Annotated in this window: 24 protein-coding genes and 4 pseudogenes; 11 read left to right on the forward strand and 17 right to left on the reverse strand. The window is 36.1% G+C overall.

The window, feature by feature from the left end; all coding sequences use genetic code 11:
- The first annotated feature begins 102 nt into the window (after positions 1–102).
- Complete coding sequence (locus tag DS031_RS19605; protein ID WP_113807902.1) at positions 103–2,037, forward strand: electron transport protein; 1,935 nt, start codon at positions 103–105, stop codon at positions 2,035–2,037.
- A 175-nt stretch (positions 2,038–2,212) separates the two neighbouring features.
- Here DS031_RS19605 and DS031_RS19610 read toward each other — a convergent pair whose 3' ends face one another.
- The 4 genes from DS031_RS19610 to DS031_RS19625 all read right to left on the reverse strand — a co-directional run bounded on the left by DS031_RS19610 (position 2,213) and on the right by DS031_RS19625 (position 5,446).
- A complete protein-coding gene (locus tag DS031_RS19610; protein ID WP_113807861.1) occupies positions 2,213–2,914 on the reverse strand; it encodes a GDSL-type esterase/lipase family protein in 702 nt (233 codons plus the stop codon).
- A 169-nt stretch (positions 2,915–3,083) separates the two neighbouring features.
- Entirely contained in the window at positions 3,084–3,890 is an 807-nt protein-coding gene (locus tag DS031_RS19615; protein ID WP_113807863.1) for a DUF2935 domain-containing protein, read from the reverse strand.
- Positions 3,891–3,936: 46 nt separating this feature from the next.
- Positions 3,937–5,103 carry an alpha-hydroxy-acid oxidizing protein gene (locus DS031_RS19620; protein ID WP_245947562.1) on the reverse strand — a complete coding sequence of 389 codons (1,167 nt, stop codon included), beginning with the start codon at positions 5,101–5,103 and terminating at the stop codon, positions 3,937–3,939.
- A 160-nt stretch (positions 5,104–5,263) separates the two neighbouring features.
- Positions 5,264–5,446 (reverse strand): hypothetical protein, encoded by a 183-nt coding sequence (locus DS031_RS19625; RefSeq protein ID WP_245947564.1) that lies wholly within the window; start codon positions 5,444–5,446, stop codon positions 5,264–5,266.
- A gap of 154 nt (positions 5,447–5,600) precedes the next feature.
- On the opposite strand from DS031_RS19625, the gene DS031_RS19630 reads away from it, so the two are divergent.
- The 5 genes from DS031_RS19630 to DS031_RS19650 all read left to right on the forward strand — a co-directional run bounded on the left by DS031_RS19630 (position 5,601) and on the right by DS031_RS19650 (position 8,199).
- Positions 5,601–5,804 (forward strand): DUF2281 domain-containing protein, encoded by a 204-nt coding sequence (locus DS031_RS19630; RefSeq protein WP_342767268.1) that lies wholly within the window; start codon positions 5,601–5,603, stop codon positions 5,802–5,804.
- A complete protein-coding gene (locus DS031_RS19635; RefSeq protein WP_245947566.1) occupies positions 5,791–6,075 on the forward strand; it encodes a type II toxin-antitoxin system PemK/MazF family toxin in 285 nt (94 codons plus the stop codon). Before DS031_RS19630 ends, DS031_RS19635 begins: the two co-directional genes overlap by 14 nt.
- A gap of 543 nt (positions 6,076–6,618) precedes the next feature.
- Entirely contained in the window at positions 6,619–7,137 is a 519-nt protein-coding gene (locus DS031_RS19640; protein ID WP_113807865.1) for a DUF4489 domain-containing protein, read from the forward strand.
- A gap of 12 nt (positions 7,138–7,149) precedes the next feature.
- Positions 7,150–7,701, forward strand: a complete 552-nt coding sequence (locus DS031_RS19645) for a DUF4489 domain-containing protein (RefSeq protein WP_181833259.1) — start codon at positions 7,150–7,152, stop codon at positions 7,699–7,701.
- Between the two features lie 27 nt (positions 7,702–7,728).
- The gene (locus DS031_RS19650) at positions 7,729–8,199 is read left to right on the forward strand and encodes a DUF4489 domain-containing protein (RefSeq protein WP_113807869.1); all 471 of its coding nucleotides are present in this window, start codon (positions 7,729–7,731) and stop codon (positions 8,197–8,199) included.
- A 1,423-nt stretch (positions 8,200–9,622) separates the two neighbouring features.
- On the opposite strand, the pseudogene DS031_RS24300 reads toward DS031_RS19650, so the two are convergent.
- The 4 genes and pseudogenes from DS031_RS24300 to DS031_RS19680 form a co-directional block, all read right to left on the reverse strand.
- Positions 9,623–10,294: pseudogene (locus DS031_RS24300) on the reverse strand (IS3 family transposase); the annotation flags it as partial.
- A gap of 207 nt (positions 10,295–10,501) precedes the next feature.
- Positions 10,502–11,194, reverse strand: a complete 693-nt coding sequence (locus DS031_RS19670; RefSeq protein WP_113807877.1) for a GNAT family N-acetyltransferase — start codon at positions 11,192–11,194, stop codon at positions 10,502–10,504.
- A 12-nt stretch (positions 11,195–11,206) separates the two neighbouring features.
- A complete protein-coding gene (locus DS031_RS19675) occupies positions 11,207–12,088 on the reverse strand; it encodes a carbon-nitrogen hydrolase family protein (protein ID WP_113807879.1) in 882 nt (293 codons plus the stop codon).
- Positions 12,089–12,384: 296 nt separating this feature from the next.
- Positions 12,385–12,747 carry a winged helix-turn-helix transcriptional regulator gene (locus tag DS031_RS19680; RefSeq protein WP_113807881.1) on the reverse strand — a complete coding sequence of 121 codons (363 nt, stop codon included), beginning with the start codon at positions 12,745–12,747 and terminating at the stop codon, positions 12,385–12,387.
- Between the two features lie 177 nt (positions 12,748–12,924).
- Between DS031_RS19680 and hxlA the strand changes: the two genes are divergently transcribed.
- Both hxlA and hxlB read left to right on the forward strand, forming a co-directional pair.
- Positions 12,925–13,572 carry a 3-hexulose-6-phosphate synthase gene (gene hxlA, locus DS031_RS19685; protein ID WP_113807883.1) on the forward strand — a complete coding sequence of 216 codons (648 nt, stop codon included), beginning with the start codon at positions 12,925–12,927 and terminating at the stop codon, positions 13,570–13,572.
- Entirely contained in the window at positions 13,569–14,126 is a 558-nt protein-coding gene (gene hxlB, locus DS031_RS19690) for a 6-phospho-3-hexuloisomerase (protein WP_113807885.1), read from the forward strand. The genes hxlA and hxlB overlap by 4 nt, the downstream gene beginning before the upstream one ends.
- A gap of 176 nt (positions 14,127–14,302) precedes the next feature.
- Here the strand turns inward: hxlB and DS031_RS24595 are convergent.
- From DS031_RS24595 to DS031_RS19710, 4 genes and pseudogenes are all read right to left on the reverse strand, one after another.
- Positions 14,303–14,880, reverse strand: a pseudogene (locus DS031_RS24595) (Fic family protein); the annotation flags it as partial.
- Positions 14,881–14,884: 4 nt separating this feature from the next.
- Entirely contained in the window at positions 14,885–17,206 is a 2,322-nt protein-coding gene (locus DS031_RS19700) for a heavy metal translocating P-type ATPase (RefSeq protein WP_113807886.1), read from the reverse strand.
- 12 nt (positions 17,207–17,218) lie between these two features.
- Positions 17,219–17,524 (reverse strand): ArsR/SmtB family transcription factor, encoded by a 306-nt coding sequence (locus tag DS031_RS19705; protein ID WP_245947573.1) that lies wholly within the window; start codon positions 17,522–17,524, stop codon positions 17,219–17,221.
- Between the two features lie 716 nt (positions 17,525–18,240).
- A complete protein-coding gene (locus tag DS031_RS19710) occupies positions 18,241–19,224 on the reverse strand; it encodes a tRNA dihydrouridine synthase (protein WP_113807888.1) in 984 nt (327 codons plus the stop codon).
- Positions 19,225–19,664: 440 nt separating this feature from the next.
- Here DS031_RS19710 and DS031_RS19715 point away from each other — a divergent pair, with 440 nt between their 5' ends.
- Complete coding sequence (locus DS031_RS19715; protein ID WP_181833261.1) at positions 19,665–20,291, forward strand: hypothetical protein; 627 nt, start codon at positions 19,665–19,667, stop codon at positions 20,289–20,291.
- A gap of 76 nt (positions 20,292–20,367) precedes the next feature.
- Here DS031_RS19715 and DS031_RS19720 read toward each other — a convergent pair whose 3' ends face one another.
- A complete protein-coding gene (locus tag DS031_RS19720) occupies positions 20,368–20,892 on the reverse strand; it encodes a DinB family protein (protein WP_113807890.1) in 525 nt (174 codons plus the stop codon).
- Positions 20,893–20,949: 57 nt separating this feature from the next.
- Complete coding sequence (locus DS031_RS19725) at positions 20,950–22,356, reverse strand: aminotransferase-like domain-containing protein (protein ID WP_181833262.1); 1,407 nt, start codon at positions 22,354–22,356, stop codon at positions 20,950–20,952.
- 111 nt (positions 22,357–22,467) lie between these two features.
- Here DS031_RS19725 and DS031_RS19730 point away from each other — a divergent pair, with 111 nt between their 5' ends.
- Together DS031_RS19730 and DS031_RS23895 are read left to right on the forward strand one after the other, a co-directional pair.
- Entirely contained in the window at positions 22,468–23,391 is a 924-nt protein-coding gene (locus tag DS031_RS19730) for a DMT family transporter (protein ID WP_113807895.1), read from the forward strand.
- Positions 23,392–23,496: 105 nt separating this feature from the next.
- Positions 23,497–23,673: a hypothetical protein gene (locus DS031_RS23895; protein WP_181833263.1), complete on the forward strand. Its 177-nt coding sequence runs from the start codon at positions 23,497–23,499 to the stop codon at positions 23,671–23,673.
- Between the two features lie 653 nt (positions 23,674–24,326).
- Here the strand turns inward: DS031_RS23895 and DS031_RS19735 are convergent.
- The 3 genes and pseudogenes from DS031_RS19735 to DS031_RS23975 form a co-directional block, all read right to left on the reverse strand.
- Complete coding sequence (locus DS031_RS19735; protein WP_113807897.1) at positions 24,327–25,106, reverse strand: TerC family protein; 780 nt, start codon at positions 25,104–25,106, stop codon at positions 24,327–24,329.
- Between the two features lie 386 nt (positions 25,107–25,492).
- A pseudogene (locus tag DS031_RS19740) lies at positions 25,493–25,822 on the reverse strand (MFS transporter); the annotation flags it as partial.
- A gap of 460 nt (positions 25,823–26,282) precedes the next feature.
- A pseudogene (locus DS031_RS23975) lies at positions 26,283–26,622 on the reverse strand (hypothetical protein); the annotation flags it as partial.

Genomic DNA, 26,622 nt, shown 5'->3' on the forward strand with positions numbered 1-26,622 from the left:
CATGATGGAATTTAAGAAAATATTAAGTACCAAGAAACGGAATATTATTTTCAAGAAAATCCAATATTAATATTGTCATTTTATAAAAAGGAGGAAAAAGCTATAAAAAAAGTGCTAATTGGTTTAATTGCTTTCCTGTTTGTATTACTTCTTATTACAACTTTTTATCAAACAGGATATGCTTTTATTCCATCAGACGACCAAATTTTAAAGTCGGATCAAATGATTTCTGAAAAACCTGCGTATGACCTTTGGGGCAAACTATTTTCACAAAAAGAGGCTGAAAAGCTGATGAAAACTGAGGAAGGAAAAGCTTTGTTGTCTCCTAAAAACGGAGCTGTAAAAATCGACAAGAAGTTGATTGAATTAGGCAAGAAAGCTTTTTATGAGGAAACATTTGGAAATGAGGTATATCTTACAGATATTATTGGCGCTTTTAACGGGCCAATAACATTAGAAAACATTCAAAAGGCTGTAAAAAAATTAAACGGCAAAGGAACGACAAATTTACAAGTAGAACTCGCTGAAACAATTACGATTAATGGAAAAACTTATAAAAAAGGAACATTGGTAAATACAGGATTAGATGTAGCAAAAGAATCAAATGAAATCTTAGGGGTACCGCTGAAAAAGGTAGATGGAAAATTAAAAGCTGGAATAAGCTGCGCTGCCTGTCACGCCACTGTTGACCGGGAAACAAAACAAGTGATAGAAGGTGCGGTAAATACAGACTTGAATGCTGGTTTACTCATTGCGATGGCAACTAATTCTGCTTCCTATTTTACGCATACGAACATCAAATCGTTAAAGAATTACATAAAAAATTCGGAGCGAATGGTCGTGACGAGCAATGGAAGTTCTGCACCTCTCCCTAATCCAAAAGCATTAGAGGAAGCTGTCGATGCTGTGTTTATTAAATGGCCAAAAGGAAACTTTGATTCAACGATTGACATGGAAAGCAATCCAGCACAAATTCCTGATTCTTTTACTTTTGGAGATTTTCCATATGGTTGGAGCGGACATGCAATGGCTGGACCATTTAAAGGATTAAGTACCTTTAATAACAATGTCCATGCCCAAAATTCAGATCCACTTACGCAATCTGAAATAAGCGAGGATCTATTTGGAATTGATAAAGAAGTTTATCTCGGTACGCTATTGCAAAATGCGGCAAATCCAAAATTCCGCTATACTCCTGATAAAAAGGAAAAGCCGTCAGAATTCTTCCATACAGTCGATCCTAACCCAGAAGCACCCGGTGTGAATGAAGCTGTTAAACCACCGTCTTTTCCAAAAGTAACATTAGCTGCTCCAGACGGGTTAATTGTCAGCTCACCCGGCTATATGTTTAACGAACAAAACAATGCAATGTCAGCATGGCAAAATACTCTTGTCCCTCCTAAACCGCGGGTAAAATTGGAAGCAAATGCGATCAAAGAAGGAGAAAGAGTATTTAATAAAGCTGGCTGTATTAGCTGTCATGCAGGTGCAAATTTAACGAATAACCGGATTGTATCTGTAAATGAAGTTAAAACAGAACCATCGAGGGCTCAATCATTGAAAAAAACGGAGAAAATTTTTGGTGACGCCTATTTGTATTCACCAGATACACCAGTTCCTGTACCAAAAGATGCCCGTGTGTTAAAAGTGCCTATTGATCATTTAGATCCTGAACAAATTAAGCTTGGATTTGCCTACGGAGATTCACCAGGAGGATATAAAACGCCAGCTTTAAATGGTCTCTACTGGTCAGCTCCTTATCTTCACGACGGAGGAGTAGCTGTAGGACCTGATGTAAACAAACATCTGGGCATACCAGGGACATTTGAAAAAGGGATTCTGCCTGATCCGGCAAACAGCTTATATGCATTAGTGGATAAAAAGTTACGAGAAAAAGTCATTTCAGCAAACAAAAAGGCTGGACTAAATGATGTTCATGTGTCAGGAATTGGACATGAATATTGGGTAGATGATTCTACAGGCTTTACTAAAGCTGAACAGGAAAGCTTAGTAAAATATTTACTCTCAATACAATAACGCTAGAAAGTATGAGGAGTTTGATTCAAAAGGCAGCAATAACCTTTTGAGTCAAACTCCTTTGCTTATACATGTAAAGATAATGATTGAATTCATTCATAAAAAAGCAACCTTTTTATGAAGCTCATCACGCTTAATTTTTGGATCATATTATTAATTTAAACATTTACTGAATCTATAAAAGCTTACCTTTGTGAAGCATATAGATTTGAGAATGTCCATCATCTGTTGGATGAGGGTCGCGTTCCTTTTCACAAAAGTGAGTCCACTTACAAACCTTCCAATTCTCGTTCATTTTTCCTTTAAAATAAGAATACACATCCACTACTTCATACTTATACTTTTTTATATAAGCTGAATTAAGAATAATGCGATTAATTTCTTGAATAAACGAATCAGCCTTCGTAAAGTTCGGATCACTTCCTCTATATGGATTATAAAGCGTCATCACATATATACTTGCTTTAGATTTAAGACGCTTTCGAATTTCATAAAGTATTTTAGGCCAATCATGTTGAAAAGATAAAACACCTAATGCTGCACATCTTTCATCAATAATGCTAAAATTGTCACCAGCCGCAGAAAGCAGATTGTTTCCACCGATACTAATTGTAATAAGTTTAGCTTCTTTTACTTTATGTTTCGTGTTAGGATCGATACGCAATTGAGAATAAAGTGACGAGGTTGAAAAGCGCGGAACAGCTAGATTATGAAGAATAAACTTTTTATCAATCATTTTTACAAGAAACTTGTAAAACAAATCCACATACCCACGGTTTTGGGCAGCTCCTAGCCCCCAAGCGATCGAATCACCTAAAGCAACATAACTTGACCTTGCTTCAGATCTATGCCAGGTACTAAAAACATTTAGCACCATTGATCACTAACCTTTCATTTATGTTTTAATTAAGATATTTGTATGCACCTGGTGCTTTATTGTTGTAAAGAGTTTAGTTTTTATTTAGCTATATTATATATAGGCTCCCTTTAACCCAATCAAGCAGATTAGAGTGGACTTTTATGATTTCTATCATTATAAAATTAACCTATTTTTCAGGTCGCGGACGGGTTGGATCACATATGATTGTTTTTACGTTTGAGACTTGTGCTAATTTCATTAAATAATAGCATCCCTCTCTCGCCATATGATCGACAATTAATGGAGAAAGATTGCCAAGCAATTGAGAAGTCATTCCTAACTCCTCCAATTCATCGAGAAACTCCTTAAATAACAGCATTTCCAGTTTCACTTCATGATTAAAACGATCCAAGACAGGAAAACTTGCAAGATTGGAGCGCATATATCCAGCTAATTCAATCGCTTTCAGATAAAAATTATCAAAATGTTTTGTAAATGATTCACTTTTTTGAATGACACTTTTTTCTATTGGATCAAGAGTGCGTACAATGGCGCTCGCATGAACAGAGGCATCTGACATCCATAAGAGGTGATGGTGTATAGAATGAAGAGCGGGAGGTGTTTTTTCCTCTATTAAAAATAAAAGAATTCGTGAATACTCTTCTACCTCATTAACCATATGATTCAGAAATGTAGGAGGAAGATATATCATTCCTGTAAGATGCTGGCGAATTAGTTCAAGTTTAAATAAACGAATTTCTGAAGCGTAATGATTTGCTTGTTTGTTTAATTCCATAAGCTCTGTACTTGCCAAATCTTGACGTGCGTAATGTAGTAATTGATCGAATGTTTTAATAAATTGAAAAGATAATTTAGTTTCTTTAATCGCTTTACGAGATAAAGATTCGAAGATAAAACGAGCATGATCACCTAAAACCTGTAACCAAAAGCGGTGTTCAAATAAAGCTGTTTCTTTATAGTTTAACTCGTTCAAATCATAAAACCCCCACCTATTTTTATAGAATGAAGTTGCTTGTGTTTTATTGTTTTACAAGGTCATACTGATGAAGTTCTCTAGTGGTCCTTTTTCCTATGTTAGCCATTGTTAGATCAAGATCAGAAATTAAGTTTTTTATTACTCTTCTTACCCCTTTTTCTCCGGCTGCAGCTAATCCATAAACATAAGGACGACCGATTAGAACAGCCGCTGCTCCAAGTGACAGCGCCTTTATGACATCCGCTCCTCGGCGGATGCCGCTATCCATAAGGACAGGTACTTGCCCTTGAACAGCATGATATATTTCCGGCAATGCATCGAGTGCTGCAACCGCCCCATCTACTTGTCTCCCGCCATGGTTCGATACAATGATTCCATCTGCACCGTAATTCAAAGCTAATTTAGCATCTTCCGGATGAAGAATTCCTTTAAGTAGGATGGGGAGATTTGTTAACTTTCTTAAAGAAGCAAGATCTTTCCACGTTAAACTAGGATTAAGAAGGTTTCTAAAAAATAAAGCAATCATGTCTTGAGGGTTACCGCCCGGAATCTTGGAAAGTTTAAACATAAAAACAGGGTCTGAAGTATAATTACTCAGTCCTATTCCTTGCGAGTAAGGAAAATAAGCATTACGGTAATCTCTTTCCCGCCACCCATACAATGGTAAATCTACCGTAACGACGATTGCTGAATAACCGGCCTTTTCAGCTCTATGAAGCAAACTAGCTGTTACATCCCAGTCTCTTCCTATATAGAGCTGAAACCAACGTACAGCATCCCCCATTTCCGCTGCGATTTCTTCTATAGTATAGGAGGAAACATAGCTAACAATGAATGGTGTCTTAGTGGAAGCTGCCGCTTTAGCAGAGGCTAATTCTGCTTGTACATGGAAAATAGATTGGGCGCCAATTGGAGCTAGAAGAATAGGACTTGGGAAGGTATGGTTAAACATCGAAACGGATAAGTTTCGATGTGACACATCAATCATCATTCGAGGTCGAATACGCCAACATTTAAATGCCTTTTCATTTGCTGCTATCGTATCTTCTGAACCTGCTCCTCCTTCTATATAGTCAAATGGTGCTTTTGCTAAAATGAGGCGTGCCCTCTCTTTCCATTCCTCGAATGAAATTGGAAGCTGATCATTAGCAGCACTGGAAAAATTCGCACCTTGATAGCGGCTTAGTTGAATTCTTGTTCTTTCGTTCACTACGCTCTACCCTCCTTTATAAAAAAGTTTCAGGATACATCCATTCTTAATAATTATGCCTTTTTACAATAAAAAAGAAATAGAATATTCCATTGACGAGTGTTGATTAACCAATAAAATCTAGTAAAAGACAACAAAAAAGGATACCTTTCCTGTAGAATTAATCTTTAATTAGTGATGCATAAAACGATGCCTGATAAGAAGGATGAACTGTTTCCCGTTCTCGTTTTCCTAAAAAGGTTCGAACAATTCCATCTCCTTCACAAGTTTTTGCCTTCTGCCACTGCTTCAGCTCTATAATCATCGCATTCTTCTTCCCTCTAGCATCTCGTCCGGCAATCATAAAATCAATTCTTTTTTCAGTAGACGGCAGTTTATATTCGAGTAATACATAACAATTCTCATTTTTTTATAAGTTTCCGAAATCATAACAACAAACAAGAATACACAGTTATTCGCAAGGAAAGTTTATAGTGATATAATGGAAGAAATTATTCATGGAAGCAGGTGAAAACATGAATACAGCTAAAGAACGACTCCTTAAAATTATTGATGAAATACCTGAAAATGAAGTAATTAAGATTTTAGATTTTGCTGAATTTCTAAAAGCTAAGAAAGAGAGAAAGTTGTCTCAGGATTTAACAAAAGCAAGCGAAAGCAGTCTTGATTTTTGGGATAATGACATCGATGATGAGGTTTGAAATGATGTATGAACAAGGAGACATTGTTTTAATACCTGTGCCATTTAGTGACTTATCCCAAAGAAAACAGCGTCCGGTTTTAATCATTTTCAATAATAGCTACAATAAAACAACAGAAGACCTCCTTGTTGCAGCAATTACTTCTCAATTAAAAGACCTTGATTATTCGGTGGTTGTTGAATCAAAAGATTTAGTAAAGGGAAATCTCAAATTAACTTCAGCAATTCGAGCAGATAAAATATATACACTGTCTAAGCAAATTGCAATTTAAAAATTTGGTCAAGTGAATACAGGCGTTGTAAACAATGTAACTTCTAAAATAAATGAGTTATTAGTTAATCAATAAAAATTAATAAGATTTAAAAAGGCTAGCCTCAAATCAGAATAACTGATTCATGAGGTCAGCTTTTTTATGTTTAATAACGAATAGTGACAGTCACGAGCTAAAATACTTGAAATTTATTGCCTTTGAAGTATTTTAACCCATTTTTTAATGTATTTAATTAATTGCTTTATGTATCCTCTTGCTTAGGACAGTGATCATGGGAATTGTAGTTTGGAAGACCAAGATTTACGAATATAAATAATAAGACTGCGCTAGAGTGCATTACATACAACACTCAACACAGTTTTTTTCTTGTTCTTCATTCAACTCATAGGTCTCATATGAACTTAATTAAAAAAGCAATAAATCTCTAAACAGACCCAATACTAACTGCATACAATGTACCAAACGATCGATGTAAGCTCTCTTATTAATAGGAACGCTTGAAGACATACAATAAGAAAAATAATAGGAAGAAGGAGTTGAAAAATGGATAAAAAAAGTGATTTACCATTTGTGAAGTGTGGTAAAGTGTTCAACCCCGACTTACCAACTCAGTTAGATCCAAGTGAACCTCCTATTTTATTAGCAGAAGTTCATGTAAATACAAAACGTATCGCAAGACCATGTGTCCTTGTTAAATTCTCTGAATTTATCAATGTTTCATTGTTAGGACTTAACCCAAAAATAAAAATCCTTTACCGACTTGTCAGAGAACAGCGGAAAATTAAGGATGCACAAATTTTACAGGAATGGGAATTTGAATTTGAAGCTTCTGAGGTACTAGAAATTGCTAATGTGGATACGAATCAACCTACAGTTCTTAACTTCTGTGATTGTTTAGATTTTAATGTTAGTGAAAACTTAACCTATAAACTGGAAATCGTTCAAATTGAAACGAATAGTGTGAGGAGCTACAATATTACGAATAAAAGTATTACAGCTACAGTTATTCGTGAAGCACCTGAGCACATTAAAAAGTCGAAAAGAAGTCCATATAAACAATAGGAGGTGGCCAATGTGAAGAAACGAGAATCTACTTCTAAACCTCAACTGTATATTAATCAAGGACATAAAAAAAGTTCAAGTGCAAAGAGGCTCGAATATAATAAACGTGTTGTACCTTTTGTGAAATGCGGCAAAGTATTTAATCCGGTCTTACCTCTTCAACTGAGTAAAGAAGATCCACCTGTCGTACTAACTCAATTAACCATTAATACAGAAAAAATAAGTAAACCATGTATTTTAATTAACTTTTCTTGTTTTATCACTTCCATTTTGAAAGAAGAACGGTTCAATGACTTAGTATTTAGATTGGTGAGAATGTGTACTGATCACTCGAATACAGAAGTTCTCCAAGAATGGCCGTTCAGAAGGGCATTTGTAAATAATACGAATATTAAAGAACCTCTCGTATTTAACTTTTGTGATTGTTTAAATACTGACAATGATCGTTGTTGTACTTACACAATCGAATTGATTAAGGCGAAGTTATCAGACAACTCTTCCTACAACATCACTCAAAAAAGTATGACTGCCCAAGTTTTTTCCAGTTCAGATAAGCTCACTTAAAAAGTATTTTAGGAAGGAGAATCACTCATGCAAACAATACCTTTTTTAAATTGCGGCAAAGTATTTAAAGTCAATTTACCAAAGAAGTTAATGAATAATGATCCACCTATAAATTTGGCTGCAGTAAAAGTAAATCCAAGAAATATAGAAATGCCATGTGTTCTATTTAATTACTCGCAAATTTTAGAGTTTGAGATTTTTGGTTTAAATCCATCACTAAGTATAGTGTATAGACTTGTTCGCAAGTCTAATCATACAGGAAAAATAAAAGTACTAGAAAAATGGACTTATAAAGCATCAGAGATTTTTCCTACTGTAGTACAGAATATTAAATCAATTGAGCCACTAGTGCTTAACTTTTGTGATTGTTTAGATGATCGTAGTAATAAATCATTCACTTATATAGTGCAAATAGAAGAAATAATCGTAAATAATGCGACTTTTAATATAACAAACCAAGAAATATCTGCAATTGTTAGTTGTGGAGAATCGGAATAACAGCTCTATTATTGACAAAAAAAGACTATGAAATATAGTTCCAATTACATTTTACAATAATTCGGTGTTTATACGTATCCGTTTTTTCTGGAATGCTCATTACCAGCATTCTATCATCTATTACAGGGAAGATATTTGATAAAATGGCTGCAAGATGGCTTATAATCAGCGGTTTATCGCTTATGTAAATGCCAGCCACTTGTCAAACTCGATAAGTGACTGGTACTAATCAAGACCTTTCATAATAACGATATGATTTTTACAACAAGCAACGTCATTTTGCACTTCTTCCAGCACAAGATCAAACATCGTTAACGAATCTCGAACTCGTTGATTACTTAAACTATAAAAAATATATTTCCCTTCCTGTCTTCCAATAAGTATCCATATCGATTTTTTTCAGCAATATATTAACCTCCGTTATATTAGATTCTTCTAATACGTTTTATTAACAACATATTAGAAATATCTAATATATATCAAAACTTATATCAAAAAACACACCTTTCTTATAAAAGATGTGTTTCTCTTATTGCACTATTCTGCGAAATATTCTATAGTCCTTGGATAAATGATTCGTTGTGTCTTTGTAGTGGCTTTTAATTTTTAAATGTTTTAAGATCCTAAAAGAAGGTGCAGTTGCAGCTATGGCCGTTTTTCTTGAAGTCGAATACTTTGACTGTTCGTATGGCTTACGGACCATTACCTCACTGTCTACGCTTAAAGACAAGAGTTATCCCTTGTCCCCCAAGACTCGCTATGAACGAATAGCTAATTCTTACTAGGCGGGAATCCCAATCGCTATATGTTGCAACCTAGGCTCAGGTGCTCTGCCAGTCACTTATCCAATTCAACAAGTGACTGTAACTTAAACAATTAAAAATTACCACTTAGCAATTGTTTCTGGACCCCATTTTGCAATAATTCTACCTCCAACCTTTACTTCCACCCTTGCATCTAACCTTTTACCATGTCTTGAAAAAACAAATTTTGGTTTTAAACCTGATACACTTTTTTGAATAACTACTGTGTTATGACCTTCCATCTTAATCGAGTCATAGCCAACCCTATGCTCATTAATATAAGACGATATTTTAATTTCATTTGTCCATACTTCTATTTTTACATGACAATTAAATCCGATTCCTAAATACTCAAATAAAAAAAGAGAGATATCTTCTTTAAGCAGTAATTTGTTTTCATGCGGTGGAGGTTCAACAGGTGGTGGCGATACATAATGAATAATAAATTTTTCCCACGGACCAATCCTATCACGATTAGCCACTAATTCTCTTCCTCCACCGCCTTCAGCGGCTACATATTTCCCATTTACTGCTTGTAATGCAATATATGTTTGTTGACGTGAAACATACTTATTGTAGTCATTATATTGTGGATAAAACCATTCATGATGACCTATATAGTGATTATAATAATAGTAGTGAACATAATCATGTAATTCTCTAGTCAATTCTTCCAAGCTATCAAAATGACGCCCTTTGACAAATTCAGTCTTAATAATTTTAAAAACAGCTTCTGCCACTGCGTTATCGTATGGACAGCCCTTCATACTTAATGATCATTGGATGCTAATGTCTCTAATGCTTCATCGATGAGCTTGTTTTTAAACTCATTTCCTCGATCTGTATGGAAGATCTGGATGTTGCGAAGATCTGTTTTTACGGACGCAAAGGCACGATAAACCAATAACGCATCTCTGTTTGGTCCAGCGCTGTAGCCAATAATTTCTCGATTAAAGAGATCGACAAATACACATATGTAATGCCACTTTTTATTGACTCTCACATACGTTAAATCACTGACAACAGCTGCGAATGTTTTATCTTTATTAAAAATCTCGATTTAATTCATTCGTTTGTTCGGACTCATTACTTCCATTTGAATGTGGTTTAAATTGAGCGACGGTGTAGGAAGAAACAAGCCCCTGCGCTTTCATGATTCGGCAAATTCTACGTCTGGACACTGTCTTCCTAAGCTGTTGTAATTCCTGCTTAATCTTTCGAGTTCCGTAGTTTTGCCGACTTTTATGAAAAATCTCAATAATAGCAGAAGTGATATCGGTTTTGTTCCTTTTCCAATTGGAAAGCGAAATTGTTTCTGTCTTCTATGTGCGAGGTTTGTGATGGGACTGGCTATTTCTTCTGGTATATCGTTATAATGTTTCTGACTGAACGTTGTTAAAGCAATAAAAAGAGCCATACTTTTTCTTAAAGTATGGCTCGCACATTCATTTAGATAGATAAAGGATCTGCGATATTTGTTATTCGACGAAACTCCACCTTTATTTATTTGTCTTCTGGTCTTTATTTGTTGTAAAGTAAGGGTTTTTCCATTCCATAAGTGCCGCGTAATTGCATGATTCCTCATCGTCTAGGTAGTCAGCTGCCGCTTTCACAGGTGTACGACCGCACCTGAGTAAAAAAGTAATAACTGGATCTTTTTTATTCCCTTTTACCACTTCATCCAAATATTGATCGGCAGTCATTTCATCTGCTTCTTTATGATAACCAGGCATTCTTCCTCCACCGAGTAAGCGTTTCAATCCTAAATGAACGACCACCTCATACATGGACTGCATGAGCCACTTCCCTAACCCATATTTTCGGTATGCAGGACGTACGCCGATATCGACAACGTACAATGTATTTCCATTTGGATTATGGTTCGTAATATAACCGTTATCTGTAATCTCTTCCCAAGAATGGTCTGGATGATTAGGATCATAATCGATCATTAAACCTGTCATCGAAGCCGCAATTTCTCCATTCACTTCCAGACATAATGCACCTTCTGGAAAGAGGTTTACGTGATTTGAAAGCTGTTTCGTATTCCACCATAATTCAGAAGGAAATGGCGGTGGAAAGCTTTCCTCTTGAATACGAATTAAGCTTGGAAAATCCTTAGATTCATAGTTGCGAATAACGGCTGGAATAGGCTTTTCATCTTTGAATACATAAAACTCCTTACGATACATTACGCGGCCCCCTTATACGAGAGTTTCTGTTTTTGTATTTTCCCAATCTGGATAAAGATCTGTTCGTCGATCACGCCAAGTCGTCACAGAACCATGTTTCCGCACTTGGTAGAGAAGTTCTAAATCAAGGTCCGCGGTTACAATCATATCTTGATTGATTTCCCCTTCTGCTAAAATCCCTTTTGGCGGAAATGGCACATCGTTTGGCGTAATAACTGCTGCCTGTCCAAAGTTTCCGCGCATAAAATCAACGGTTTGAAGCGATCCTACTGTACCTGTTGTTACAACATACACCTGGTTTTCAATCGCTCTTGCATGACTTGTATACCGAACGCGGTGAAAACCATGGCGATCATCTGTGCAGGAAGGACAGAAAATCACATCGGCTCCTTTTGCTTTTGCCATTCGAACAATTTCCGGAAACTCGATGTCATAGCAAGTTAACATCGCAAGCGTGCCTTTTTCCGTTTCAAAAACCTGCAGCCCATCCCCAGCCTTCATATTCCATTCATCCACTTCTGTTGGCGTAATGTGAAGCTTAGCTTGTTCGACAACTCTTCCATCAGGATAAAACATATGTGCTACATTATATAACTTGCCGCCCTTATTAATTACATGAGTACCAGCAATAATGTGCATCTTTGCTTTAATCGCAAGCGTCATAAATAAAGAACGGTATTGTTCTGTAAAATTCGGTAATTGTTCGATTGTTAAGGCCTCACCAAACTCGTTTTCAATAGACATTAATTGAGTGGTGAAAAACTCTGGAAATAAAATAAAATCAGATGAAAATTCCTCGGCTGTTTTTACGTAATGCTCAACCTGCCGTGCGAATTCATCAAAAGAACGAATTGTATGAAGGTGATATTGTACGGCTGATACTCTTAGCTTCATTCAAACCCCTACTTTCTATGATAAACTAGCAAACGATGATCAACATTGTTCACTGTTCAATATATATTTTTTTAATAAACTGTAATGCTATTATTAAATACATTAAGCTGATTAACAAGTACTCACTTTTTAGTTACTAGGTTACTTAAAAAACACTAAGGGAAATAAAAGTCTCTCTTTCACTTTAGCTCTATTTTGACAAGCAGTTCTCGTTGACTTATTCAATGCAATGATTCTATTTAAAAGGTGAGACATCACTTCGATGTCTCACCTTTTTTAAGTACCTAAGTATTTTTTTATAAAGAGGAGCTTTCTTCTTCAGAGCCCCCGATTACATTTTCCATATAATTTTTTCCCCATTGATACATCGAGTCAAGGATCGGCATGAGACTTTCTCCATGCTCTGTTAATGAATATTCTACTTTTGGCGGAACGACCGGATAAACTTCGCGATGAACAATACGGTCTTCTTCGAGTTCCCGTAATTGGTTCACAAGCATTCTTTGAGTAATGCCCGGTATGAGTGCTTTTAACTCACTAAATCGTTTCGTTCCCTCTTTACCTAAATGCCATAAAATAATCATTTTCCATTTACCGCCAATAACAGAAAGGGTTAATTCTTTTTCACAGTTAAACATTTTGTCGTCAAATCGTGACATTTGTTTCACCTCCGTCTCCATAGTTTATCATATAGTATACTTTTTAACACTATGTAAAAATAAAGTGCGTACTTCCTAAGTTTCATATTACAAATTATACTTACAACTACAGCAATTGCTGCAAGAAATAGACACTGCATAATAAAGCAGAAAAAAACATGAGGAGTGAAGTATAAAATGGAATTACAATTAGCGTTAGACTTAGTAAATATCCCAGAGGCACTCGAATTAGTAAAAGAAGTTGAGGAGCACATCGACATCGTAGAAATCGGTACACCGGTTGTGATCAATGAAGGTCTCCATGCCGTAAAAGCTGTAAAAGAAGCATTCCCTCATTTAAAAGTTTTAGCAGATCTTAAAATTATGGACGCTGCTGGCTATGAAGTCATGAAAGCTTCTGAAGCAGGTGCTGATATTGTGACAATCCTTGGCACAGCTGAAGATATGTCAATTAAAGGCGCGGTTGAAGAAGCAAAAAAACAAGGCAAAAAGATCCTCGTTGATATGATTGCTGTCAAAGACCTTGCAGAACGCGCAAAAGAAGTTGACGCACTGGGAGTAGACTATATTTGTGTGCATACTGGCTACGATCTTCAAGCAGTTGGAAAAAACTCGTTTGAAGATTTACAAACAATTAAAAGTGTTGTAAAGGATGCGAAAACAGCAATCGCAGGCGGCATTAAATTAGAAACACTGCCAGAAGTGGTTAAAGTTCAGCCAGACCTTGTCATTGTCGGCGGCGGTATTACTGGACAAGAAGATAAACATGCTGCAGCAAAAGAAATGAAAGAAATGATTAATGAGGCAGTGTTCGTGCAGCAATGAATACAATCCACTATTTAGAAGAAATCATAAAAGAGTTACGTTATTCACTCGACTTAATCGCTGATGAAGAAGCCGAAAAACTTGTTCATGAAATTCTTGAATCTAACAAGGTCTTTGCAGCTGGTGCCGGCAGGTCTGGATTTATGGCTAAATCATTTGCAATGCGAATGATGCATATGGGAATTGATGCGTATGTAATAGGTGAAACGGTTACACCAAACTTTGAAAAAGGTGATATTCTCATCATCGGATCAGGATCTGGTGAAACAAAAAGCTTAGTTTCCTTAGCTGAAAAAGCAAAAAGCATTGGCGGTAAGATTGCAGTCGTTACACTCTCACCAGAATCTACGATAGGAAAACTCGCAGATTTTACGATTAAACTGCCTGGATCACCAAAAGATCAGTCTGAAGGTAACTATAAAACGATCCAGCCAATGGGCTCATTATTTGAGCAAACACTGCTGCTGTTTTACGATGCAGTTATCTTAAGATTTATGGAGAAAAAGGGATTAAATACTACGAAAATGTATGGCAGACATGCAAATCTTGAGTAGATCCGAAGAATGTATGCAGCAAAGAATATGACTAAAAAAAGCTGTCCTCAAATTAGAAAAAACAATTCATGAGGACAGCTCTTTTTAAGTTTACTAACGAACGATTTGCTATGTTTATATAAGTTCCAGTCACCCGAACAAACGTTATTTTGAAAACATCTTTTAAATAAAGCTCCTTAATTCAATGTGCTTAAATAGAGATCCAATGAATCTTCCACTTCCATTGCGACTAACTTAATAAAGTCATCATAATCTTTTTGTGTATGGGCTTTATCTAATGATTCATAATAAGCTAGTCGATTTGCTGCTTTAATGACAATTAGCGGAAATCCATCTTTCAGCAATTCTAAATTCAGTAATAAACGCGAGTTGCGTCCGTTACCGTCTATGAAAGGATGAATTCCAACAAAAATTGCATGTAACATCGCTGCACGGGTAACAGAATGCAGCTGCTGTGTTTCTTGTTCATACCAATTTTATCGCGATAAAAACCTGCATACTCGTCATCAATACCCTTTAATACAATTCGGTGTAAATTTTTAATTTGCCATTCAGATAAAGGCTCCGATTTTTGCACAATTTCTTCTACATACCCAATCGCATCACGATGATTAATAACCTCTAAATGTTCCCGCATTGTTTTACCGCCAACGGTTATCCCATCTAGAATCACTTTTGTTTCATTAATTGTTAATGTATTTCCTTCAATTGCGTTTGAGTTATAGGTCCATTCAAGCAATAACTTCTCACGTATTTAGCTATTTAACTTTTAAAAGGCGCAGCGCATTTAAAATGACGATGATCGCAGCTCCTGTATCACTTAAAACGGCTAACCAAAGTGTAAGCCAACCTGGAAAGATTAAGGCTAGTGCTGCGAATTTAACGATTAATGAGAACCAAATGTTTTGTTTGATGATCGTAAGTGCTTTTCTGCTTAGCTTAATCGTGTGCGGCAGTTTTTCAAGGTTATCAGCCATTAAAACGATATCTGCCGTTTCCATTGCTGTATCTGTTCCTGCTCCACCCATCGCAATTCCTAAATCAGCTGTCGCAAGTGCAGGAGCATCGTTAATGCCATCCCCAACCATTGCTACTTTATAACCTTCGTTTTGTAATTGCTTGATCGCATCTACTTTATCTTCTGGTAATAGTTCAGCAAAATAACGACTAACACTTGCTTCTTTTGAAATCATTTTCGCTGTACCTTCATTATCACCCGTTAACATGACAACTTGGCTAACTCCGACTTGCTTCAACCCATTCAATGCGTGTACGGTAGTTGTTCGAATCGCATCAGCAACAGAAATAATACCCATGATTTCTTGTTGTGTACCGATGATCACTACGGTTTTTCCTTGACTTTGTATGTTATCTACTTTGGCCTTAACATCACTTAAAGAACTATTCATTTCTTCAAATAGTTTTAGATTACCGGCATAATAAATTTCTCCATCGATTATTGCTTGAACACCTTTACCGACGATACTTTTAAAAAATTCACCGTTTTTAGCCTGAACTCCCTTGCTTTTCGCATAGTCAACAATTGTTTTTGCTATCGGGTGTGTAGAATAATTTTCTAATGTTAGTGCTGTAGAAATTAAGTCGTCTTCTGACGCAGCTAACGCATCAACTTCAAAAACTTTTGGCTTTCCTTCTGTTAAGGTCCCTGTTTTATCAAATGCAATCGCATTGATAGCCCCAGCCCTTTCTAAGAACGTACCCCCTTTTATTAAGACACCATTCTTTGCAGCGTTTCCGATAGCAGAAACAATAGCAACAGGTGTAGAAATAACTAATGCACAAGGGCAAGCAACAACTAATAATGCAAGTCCTTTATAAACCCATTCTCCCCAAGTACCAAAGCCAAATAGTGGTGGCATCACGATTACAACTAATGCTAAAACAAACACGATAGGCGTATAAATGCTGGCAAACTTATCAATAAACGCTTGGGTAGGAGCTTTCTGTTCTTGTGCTTCCTCAACTAAGTGAATGATTTTAGCTATTGTTGTATCTTCAACTAACTTCGTAACTTTTATTTCAAGAGAACCACTTTCATTGATTGTTCCTGCATATACCGGATCTCCAAATTCTTTATCGACTGGAATCGATTCTCCTGTAATCGGCGCTTGATTAATACTAGATTCACCTTTTACAATCTCACCGTCTAATGGGATTTTATCTCCTGGCTTTACGATTAAAACTTCACCAACAGACACTTCTTCAACAGGTTTTTTAATCAATTGAGAGTCTACTTTAATCCAAGCCTCTGATGGAGCTAAATTCATAAGATTTCGAATTGAATTTCTCGTTTTCTCAATAGACATATTTTGAAGAGTGGTTCCTAAAGTAAACAACCAAACTACTGTGGCCCCTTCTAACCATTCACCAATTAAGGCAGCACCAATAGCGGCAGCTGACATTAGCACATTCATATCTAATGAACGACTTTTTATAGAGAAATAGGCGCTTTTTACGGGCTTATAACCGCTAATAACAATTGCTATTGCATACATTAGTGTTGTAAGTAAAGATGAAACTTCTGTAAAAGAACTAATAAAACCTAGTGCAATTAACATGCCCGAAGATAGAATGATTCCATTTCCTTCTCTGTTCTTTCTTGATTCAGAAGAATGACTATTCTTTGAGAGCAATGACGCTTTAAAACCGATTTTAGAAACTTCAGAGATAATATCTTCCACACTGTTCTCGTGTTCAACTTTCATTTTTCCTGTTGAAAAATTCACACTGACCCTTTGAACTGTTGGGATTGTATTTAAGTGGTTTTCAATACTTTTAGCACAACTACCGCAATCCATTCCATCTATTCGATATTCAACTATTTCACCTTTTGCAGCAGCATTTTTGCTTTCATTTGATTTATTTTCAACACCTTCATTACTGCAGCAAGATATACTATTTCCTTCATTCTCATCAACAGATACTTGGCTGCTGCAGCAGTTCTTAGAATACTCACCTTTAGAAAAATCTTCAATGTTCGAATTATTACTACAACAACTTGTTTTTTCTTTCACTTTAATGGGTTCTCTTTCATTAGAACTGCAGCATGGGTCTGCCATTTATTCCCCCTCCTAAACGATATGATTTTTACAACAAGCAACGTCATTTTGAACTTCTTCCAACACAACATCAAACATCGTTAACAAATCTCGAACTCGTTGATTACTTAAACTATAAAAAATATATTTCCCTTCCTGTCTTCCTACAATTAACCCGCAGCCTTTTAAACATGCTAAGTGCTGCGATATGTTTGATTGATTGCCGTTTAATTCATCGACAATTTGGGAGACCGTTTTTTCTTCTTCTTTAATACACTCCAGAATTTGAATGCGTATTTTATGTGCAAACCCTTGTAATAGCTTTACTTTCGTATCCATATCGATTTTTTCAAGCAATATATTAACCTCCATCATATTAGATTTTCCGAATATGTTTTGTTACTAACATATTAGCAATATCTAATATGTGTGTCAAAACTGAAATTAAAAAACACACCTTTCTTATAAAAGATGTGTTTTTCTTATTGCCCTATTCTGCGAAATATTCTATCTTACTTGGATAAAGATTCGCTTTGTTTTTGCAGCAGCTTTTAATTTTTAATATAGTTTTGAAACAGTAAGATATCACTCCAACACCGGGATTACAAAATTCATGATGTTGTTAGAAATAGAGCATATCAATTCCAATCAATTCCATGGTAGTTTTATTTTCCACATTCTTTGAATAATTCTTTCATTTAACACATGTTCATTAATAACAATTTGTAATCTGTTAGCCAGATAAAAAAACAATAATTAAGTTACTGATAAAACATATATTCAACAGCACAATTAGGAACTTCAGACCAAACATCCGTTCCGAGAATACTTCTTATAAGTGGACCAAGAAGCTTAAAGTACCCGCTAAAAATCACATCGCCTATTAAAGATGTTAGTAGCTTTATATACAGCTGTTTTTCTAACAATATTTTGAAGTAAACTGCCAATTTACTTGAATAAGCAAAAGGAGCTGGAGTCGTCGGTAACCCCTTATTGAATTCAAGCACCCTTTAGTTGATGTGATTCATTTTTTCTCTAACTTTTTGAGAGTTACATCATTTCACTGTCCCCGTCCCATCAACCTCTTTTTCAAAGTTATCAAGCAATGCACGCACTTCATCTGTTGATTTCGTGTTCATCAATTGATTTCTTAATGCACCAGCTCCACGGAATCCTTTGACATAAATTTTAAAAAAGCGATGAAGCCCGGTGATTGAACGTGGCAGTGCTTCCGCATATTGGTCTTGAAGATCAAGCTGCAGTCTTAAAAGATCAAGGTATTCTTTACTGCTATGCTCTTTTGGCTCTTTTTCAAAAGAAAAAGGATTTTTAAAAATACCTCGTCCGATCATAACGCCATCAATACCATATTGTTCTGCAAGCTGCAGCCCAGTTTGACGGTCAGGAATATCTCCATTAATTGTTAGCAGCGTATTTGGTGCGATACGGTCACGTAATTTTTTGATTTCCGGAATTAACTCCCAATGCGCATCTACTTGGCTCATTTCCTTTCTTGTACGCAAATGAATGGAAAGGTTCGCAATATCCTGTTTTAAAATATGCGTTAGCCACTCCTCCCACTCATTTACATCGTTATAGCCAAGGCGTGTTTTCACGCTGACAGGCAGTCCGCCCGCTTTTGCTGCTTGAATAAGTTCTGCCGCAACGTCTGGACGCAGAATTAGACCACTACCTTTCCCTCTTGATGCCACATTCGGTACAGGGCAGCCCATATTAATATCGATGCCTTTAAATCCTAACTCTGCCATGCCAATGCTCATTTGCCGGAAATATTCGGGCTTATCTCCCCAAATATGTGCCACCATTGGCTGTTCATCTTCTGTAAAAATCAAACGGCCGCGCACACTTTTCATGCCCTCTGGATGACAATAGCTATCCGAGTTTGTAAACTCTGTGAAAAATACATCCGGTCTACCTGCTTTACTTACTACGTGACGAAAAACAACATCTGTCACATCTTCCATTGGTGCAAGTACAAAAAATGGTCGTGGTAAATCACGCCAAAAATTATCTTTCATTTCAAACTCAAATCCTCTCACTATGAATACAACTTCAAACTCTCGGTCAAAAAATATAAAGAAAAATGTTCCACTTCTTTTACACTTATATCATGCTTAATAACTTATTATCAAACACAAGTACATTTGGACATTTATAATTTGTGAAAAACTATTGTGAAATCGCAATGTTTATTTTAACGGAAATCGGTCCTGAATGGTATTTTTATAAACAAAAAATCCTGAGGGACAGGCAACTTGGCTCTTCGAATTATATTTAGAAAAGAAAACTTATGTTTGCTATAATAAGAAGACTAGATATTGTTCTTATTGTGCTGGCTGGTACGCATTGCTAAGTTAACGTTATAGTTGATAAACCATCATTAATTTACAACAGGAATTAATTCTTTAAATGAAGAATTTATAAATAAAGTTCAGCATTTTTGAAAAGAGGTGCGTACATGAAAAAAATTCAAATCCCCCAAGATGCTGAAGCGATTATTAGCACTTCAAGTAAAGGTGATCAATCAAAATGGCTCGTAGGAAATAAGTGGTTGAAGGAAAATACTCGCGGCTATGAAAACATGGCAGAATATGCTGCTTCTCTTGTTTTAGATAGCTCCACTTTACCAAAAACTTCTTTTGTTCCTTATGTACCTTGTTTAATTGAAAAGCACGATGGAACGGTTGTAGAAGGCTGTTATTCCATCGATTTTCGTGGTCATTTGCAGGAAGTAACACTTGAACGCTTATTTGAAGCAAATTTTGAAACAACGGATGAAATTTTAACTAATACCCGCTGCTCTACAGCCGATAAGTTTAATGCTATTATGGAAAAAGCCCACCAGTTTACAGGATTAGATGTTTCGGATAAAATTGCACAAATGCTCGCATTTGATGCATTTATTCTAAATGAAGATCGTCATACGAATAACCTTCTGTTTCTTTTTGATCATGGTTTAAGCTTATTATCGGATGTGAAAGATTATCCACTTGGTGTTGATCTTCAAATTTTAAAACGTAAAGTAAAAGCAAAACCCTTTAATAATAGCTATAGAAACAAAGTAGTCGATGCAGCAAGTTATTAATCTGCATCGACTACTTTATTATAGAATAAAAAGGGATTTTTCTAAGTGGAATCTATCTTTTTTTCTTATGTTATCATTATTTTCTCAATATACTTAAATATTCTTTCCAAGGCCCAACGTCCACCATGTATCTCTTAGCCATTACCCGTACGATTTGAACAGTGTGTGTTAGATCATGGACAACCCATGTAGAAAGCAATTCTCTTAACTTCACGACACCGAATGCAGGGTGTATACCTGTTAATTCAAGATGTAATTCGGGTTCAATAAGATCTTTAAGTTTCGTTATATTTGATGTTCTAATTGTTTTAAAATCATGCAGCTTTTGTTCAAGCGATCTTTCAGAGTTCTCATTTAAATGAGAATAACGATCAAATGGAGGGAATGGTTTATTTTCACCTTCTCGAAGAATCATTTCTAACCTTGGGATCCAATTAGTTTTCTCCCCATCAATAAGATGATCAATCACTTCAGAAGCATTCCAAGTTCCTTCGCCTTCATTGCATTTCAGCCAACCGTCGGATAAACCAGATAAAAAGACCTCCAATGTTTGTGGGGTGCGCTCTAGAATCTCAACTGCTTCCTTTATATTGAAATTCATATGATTACTCCTCTCTTAATTAACTCCAAAATACTTATATATGCTAAGTTTTGACTGCTATTTCGCTGCATGAATCAATTTTTTTAATCCCTCACGCAGTTGGTTTTCATTCGTATAGGAGTAGCTTAGTCTCATCCACGATGATAATGTTTTTAGAGGATCACAGACTGGACCAGGGACAAACGATATGGAATATGCCATCGATTTAGTTAATAATACTTCCGTTGATTGATCGTTAGGGAGCTGTACCCATAAATTTAGTCCTCCATCAGGGCTGTTCCACTGCCAATTTGTGTGATTCAATTCTTCCTCCATGATTTCTTTTCGAACCTGAAGCGCAATTCGCAGCTTATCTATATGCTGCTGCAATCTAGGCGATGAAAAGTAATGAAGAAAAATCTTTTGATTTAAAAGTGGTGAGCCGTTATCCGTTAAAGCTTTAACGGAAATGAGTGATTTCATGATCGATGATTGACAAATCATTGCAGCCACTCTTAAACCTGGAGAGATGTATTTACAAAAGCTCCGGAGATAAATAACGGTTCCAGACGTATCAAATGTGTAAATCGGAGCTGGCGGCTTCTTTTCAAAATAAATATCATGATAGGCATCGTCCTCAAGCAAAAGACAGCGATACTGTTCCGCTAGGCGCACTAACTCTTTTCGTTGTGCAGCTGGCACTGTATAACCGGTAGGATTGTGAAAGGTAGGATTAAGATAAAACAATCGTGGCTTATATCGTTTCATGTATTGTTCAACCTCGTCTAGATCGTATCCATCCGGGGTAATGTCGACTGTTAAAATTTTTGCTCCTCTCGCTCTAAAAATATCAATCGCAGCACTATAACTTGGTCTTTCAAACAAAACGGTGTCTCTTGGCTTAATAAAGGTTTGTGCAATAAGATGAATGCCTTGTTGTGAACCTGATAGGATTAATAGATTATCTGCATCAAGGACGGTTTTATACCGTTTAATAAAATAGTGAGCAAGTGCATCGCGAAGCTCCTTATCTCCCTGCACATTGGAGTAAGTTGCCAGAATCTTTGGATAAAGGTCAAATACTTTCTTTACATAATCTGAAAGGTAATGGTTCGGTAATAGATTAGGGTCGATTAATGCCTGAGAAAAGTTATAATCAACCTGTGATTGGTGTATTTCAGATAAAGAACTTTTTTGCACATAGGCTGAAACAATTGAATGGTCGCTGTATTCAGGTGGCACCGTTTCCTTCGATTGAACAAAATAGCCCACTTTATCTTTTACATAAATTTTGTTATGTTTTTTCAGCAGTTGATATGCCTTTAATACAGTTAATCGATTTATATTTAATTCCAGTGCTAATTGTCTAATGGAGGGAAGTTTATCATGCTCATTCCATTCTTTGCACTCTATTCGATTTAGCACATAATCATACACCTGGTTAAAAAGAAAGTCTTCATTTTTAGCGATTTTCCCCACGCACATTCCCCCCTCAAAGTATGGATTTATTTTATCACAGTGCCTAGTAAACTGGTCTATTTCTTATAAACTGTTCTACTCATCTCCTTTTATGATGTAAAAAAAGGAGGAGTTCTGATGGTGGTTGTTAGCTTTTTGTTTATGTGTTTTATTTTTGGCACAACATTTCTAGCCATTAAAATAGGGGTGGATTCAGGTTTGCCGCCATTTTTATCGGCAGGCTTTCGCTTCTTTGTGTCAGGTTTGATTCTTTTTACGATCATGGTCTGCAATAAGAAAACTACAAAAAGATTATTGATTCAAAAAGAGATGCTTTTAACTGGAGGCTGTTTAACCTTTGGAACATTTTCCACATTGTACTGGGCAGAGCAATATGTAACATCAGGGGTGGCAGCGGTCTTATCTTCTACAGGACCAATGATGATATTAATCATTCAAAGTATTTTTTTAAAACAAAAAGGAAATCGACTCTCATTTATTGGCTGTTTTATAGGGATGATTGGTGTGTCGTTTTTACTTTTTCCTAGTCTGACAATAAAAACGAGTTCATTTTGGCTCTATGGTTGTTTGGTGATTATCATTGGTGAAGTATTTTACGCAGCAGGGACGATTTATACGAAACAAGTGATGAACAGGTTTCAAAATACATCCCCAATTGCACTAAATGCAGTTCAAATGATGTATGGCGGGATATTATTAATCGTCTTATCATTCGTTACGGAAAGAGGACAGTTTGACATCAATATGAACCCAGCCTCAATCGGATCTCTTGTTTATTTAATCGTTTTCGGTTCAATGATAGGACACAGTCTTTATTATTGGCTTGTCGTACGAACAAATCCTGTCTTTCCATCTACATGGCTATTTATTTCACCAATTATCGCTTTACTATTAGGAGTCATTTTTTATGAAGAAGCTATTTCTTGGTTGACAGCATTAGGGGCTTTAACCATTATTACAGGCACAATTTTAGTGAATTTCCAATCAATACGAGGACTTGATAAGAAAAAGCTCATTTTTACTCGAGCATTAAAAAGTTAATTTTATAATTTTTTAGATTAACAGTCGAGATAAGAATCTAAGAGGACGTTTAGTTCCATTAAATGTTTGGTTTGTTTAATTAATAGAACAGCAGAAGGGAATCAATTGGATAAAAACATTAAAATAATAGCTCTTGTTGTCGTTTTGACTTTAGCTATTTTTTCCAGTTTTGATTTTAGTCCCCAAAATAGCAGTGACTGCTTAGAGACTGACTTAACATGTACCAATGATAGAGAACAATTTATTGAGAAAATAAATAATTGGATTCCCAACTTACCTTAAGTAGAATTAACCAAAGAAGTGAGTGGAAAGACAAATTTTATCCCTCATTATCAGGCAGTAAGAAGCCACCTAAGGATATAATCATGTTCGAGATGTCATAAGTGTGGGAAGCCAAAGAGAAACGGGTTCATATGAGGATTATAAATGCTAATTTAAATATGCACATAAGATGAATCAACAGTAAACGCAAGGTGCGATTGACCTTGCGTTTTTCTGCTTTATAATGATGGCGACTTCTCAAAACTCCTTTTAGTATACTTTCTTTACTGTTATTTTCCCAATCTTTTTACGCTCAATAGCTTCACTACCGTCGTCCGTGCTCATTTTTACCAACTCAAATGCAGGTGACACCTTCTTTTCCTTTAAATCAATAGGCGCTACTAAGTAATTAATAAAAAATGTTCTTTATCGATTCTTTTACTATCAGCATCCAAACCAAAACGATCAATCATTACATTAATTAATTCATTATAAACCAATCGCTACTTTTCGATCCTTTAGAAATCCAAACTGCTGCATGAATGGAACTGGTCTATCCGCTTTAGCAGGTGAAATGACTAATGAGATTATCATCATTGCTAAAAATCCAAATAGAGCAATTCAGCCAAATACCAATTTCCAGCCTTATGGCTCTGTGATAACTAAGCTTATGATTAACTGTTAGGTTCATCTCTTTGTATTGACTTATCGCCAGGTGCAAACCAGCCGAGTAGGGCAATACCAATTAACACTCCATAGAAGATCAGAGTCCAAACGGTGCTGTGTGGGAAATGATGATCTAAGACACCAATATCCTCATGGGCAAGGGTAATTACAGCCAGTTTGACACCGACCCAGGCAACAATTGCATAGGCTGTTGTTTCCAATGCTGGACGTTTTTCAAGAAGCTGCACAAACCAAGTTGCTGCAACTTTAATCAAGAGAAGACCAGCAATACCTCCAAGAAGAACAACAATAAACTGCCCTCCATCCATACCACCGAAATTTTCTAGCGGTGAATCTGGAAGCCCAAGAGCAAGAGCCACTGCAGCTAAGATCGAATCAATTGCAAAAGCGAGATCAGCTAATGCAATCTTCCCTACTGTGGGCCAGAAACCTTTACCAGCGGCTTCCTTTTCATCGTCCTTATGAATATTCTTATTTTCTCTCCCGAACCGTGCCTTAATGACATGCTTTAATCCTAGGTAAAGAAGATAAGCCGCTCCGATTGCCTGTATCTGCCAAACATTCGCAATAAAAGAAATTGCAAAAAGTGCAGCAAATCTGAAAGCGAAGGCCATAATGATTCCGTAATTTATAGCTCTTTTTTTCTGTTCTTCGGGTAAATGCTTGGCTATAATCGCTAGTACAAGGGCATTATCAGCCGATAATAATCCTTCCAATCCAATTAGAATTAATAATGTCCAAGCATACTCTAACCATATTGACTCCATCTACTTCTCTCCTTTCTATAGGTTTTCCTAATAAACAACAAGTACCCCTAGAGAATAATGCTAAAGATTATGGATCTACAATCTGAGTTGAACAAAGTACAATACAACATTAATCATTATCTTCCCACCTTAAGCTTAATTTTAGGCATTTTTGTTATTTTTTTTATTAAACAAACCTCCATCGTTACTAGAATAAGAAAAGGAGCTGCTGGAAGTACTCCATAATATTACAAAAACTCAGCTCATTTTCACTATGTCGTATAAGCCATTCATGATTTTTCCCTAGTATTCATCACCTGATAAAAACAGCCATACTTCCTTCTTGAAGTATGGCATCTGTAAAAACTTAATATAGGAATTAGCTGGATTACAGTCATTTACCGACACTATTTATGAGAAAGACCGATACTGGTTTCAGCTTTCTTCAGCTGACGTTTTTCCTTTAGAAGAATCACTCCAACTAAGCCAACCATGGAGAAGATAACTGAAGTAATGAAACCATAGTAATATCCAGCACTTATACTGCCCGAAACATCCTGAAAATGATCCAATACTTTCCCAAAAATACTCGGCAGCAGCACGGCACTTAGAAATCCGCCAGTATTGGCAAACCCGGAAACAATGCCGGCTTCTTTTAAAGGAAAAGATTGACGCACAGCAGCAAATGTTAAGGCATTTGCGCCATATGCAAGGCCAATAATAAAAGCTAGGGGGACAGGCAACTTGTCCCAAGTATTATTTTGGGCAGGAAACCCGTCCTCTTCGCTCTGAAGTTGATTCAAAACTTTTATTTTCTGAACAGTGCCGAGCGCTGTTCGTAAATATGATCTTGCCACCTATGAATCTATCAGTATCGTTGAGTGTTTTTATGTTCAGCAAGTTATCAAATCCCTTCATTTATTACCTCCTATTCAACGTGTTCTTTCCATTCATGATCTAATATACCCATTTCATACATACTCCAATATTCCCCGTCAACCTTTAACGAAATAGAAAAAGTAATGCTGATTATATTTGTTTAATATTTTCGCGGACATTGAGTGCGTTATTTACTGAAAATCGGCTTCCTTATTGATGAATAGAGGAACAGATGTCCGCGAACATCCTAATAACACTACTTTTGTCACAAATAGCGGAACGAAATCAGGGATATGAACAATCATTTTTTTATGAAATTCAGTGATATATATTTTTATCTCTTTTTTCTACAAAGGATGGTTGATCTATTGGTAAGGAGTCGTCTCTTCTTTGTTTGATAAAAAGCACCAATGTAATGATTACGGTTCCAAGCCAAACGAATAATAAACAGCTACCCAGGATAGGTAATATCGTTAGCTCAAATACAGGTCTGCTTAGTCCAGTTTGAATCCCTATAAGTAAAATCATAAGCATCCAAGCGATACTGCCTGAATGGAGCAGTCTTTTTTTGAAGCGGTTTTGTACCGGAGTTTTCTCTAAAAACCAAGCTGGCAAGATTAATGTTTGCAGCGCATGAAATCCAATACCATGTAGTACA

Source organism: Bacillus taeanensis, assembly GCF_003318295.1.
Taxonomy (GTDB): Bacteria; Bacillota; Bacilli; order Bacillales; family UBA6769; genus Maribacillus; species Maribacillus taeanensis.

Coding starts and splice junctions, on each gene's coding strand:
- DS031_RS19610 (WP_113807861.1), bottom strand. CDS start 2,914: ATGGTGCTAAATGTTTTTAGTACCTGGCATAGATCTGAAGCAAGGTCA.
- DS031_RS19625 (WP_245947564.1), bottom strand. CDS start 5,446: ATGATTGCCGGACGAGATGCTAGAGGGAAGAAGAATGCGATGATTATA.
- DS031_RS19630 (WP_342767268.1), top strand. CDS start 5,601: ATGGAAGCAGGTGAAAACATGAATACAGCTAAAGAACGACTCCTTAAA.
- DS031_RS19635 (WP_245947566.1), top strand. CDS start 5,791: ATGATGAGGTTTGAAATGATGTATGAACAAGGAGACATTGTTTTAATA.
- DS031_RS19640 (WP_113807865.1), top strand. CDS start 6,619: ATGGATAAAAAAAGTGATTTACCATTTGTGAAGTGTGGTAAAGTGTTC.
- DS031_RS19650 (WP_113807869.1), top strand. CDS start 7,729: ATGCAAACAATACCTTTTTTAAATTGCGGCAAAGTATTTAAAGTCAAT.
- DS031_RS19670 (WP_113807877.1), bottom strand. CDS start 11,194: ATGTATCGTAAGGAGTTTTATGTATTCAAAGATGAAAAGCCTATTCCA.
- DS031_RS19675 (WP_113807879.1), bottom strand. CDS start 12,088: ATGAAGCTAAGAGTATCAGCCGTACAATATCACCTTCATACAATTCGT.
- DS031_RS19680 (WP_113807881.1), bottom strand. CDS start 12,747: ATGTCACGATTTGACGACAAAATGTTTAACTGTGAAAAAGAATTAACC.
- hxlA (WP_113807883.1), top strand. CDS start 12,925: ATGGAATTACAATTAGCGTTAGACTTAGTAAATATCCCAGAGGCACTC.
- hxlB (WP_113807885.1), top strand. CDS start 13,569: ATGAATACAATCCACTATTTAGAAGAAATCATAAAAGAGTTACGTTAT.
- DS031_RS19700 (WP_113807886.1), bottom strand. CDS start 17,206: ATGGCAGACCCATGCTGCAGTTCTAATGAAAGAGAACCCATTAAAGTG.
- DS031_RS19705 (WP_245947573.1), bottom strand. CDS start 17,524: ATGGATACGAAAGTAAAGCTATTACAAGGGTTTGCACATAAAATACGC.
- DS031_RS19710 (WP_113807888.1), bottom strand. CDS start 19,224: ATGAAAGATAATTTTTGGCGTGATTTACCACGACCATTTTTTGTACTT.
- DS031_RS19715 (WP_181833261.1), top strand. CDS start 19,665: ATGAAAAAAATTCAAATCCCCCAAGATGCTGAAGCGATTATTAGCACT.
- DS031_RS19720 (WP_113807890.1), bottom strand. CDS start 20,892: ATGAATTTCAATATAAAGGAAGCAGTTGAGATTCTAGAGCGCACCCCA.
- DS031_RS19725 (WP_181833262.1), bottom strand. CDS start 22,356: ATGTGCGTGGGGAAAATCGCTAAAAATGAAGACTTTCTTTTTAACCAG.
- DS031_RS19730 (WP_113807895.1), top strand. CDS start 22,468: ATGGTGGTTGTTAGCTTTTTGTTTATGTGTTTTATTTTTGGCACAACA.
- DS031_RS19735 (WP_113807897.1), bottom strand. CDS start 25,106: ATGGAGTCAATATGGTTAGAGTATGCTTGGACATTATTAATTCTAATT.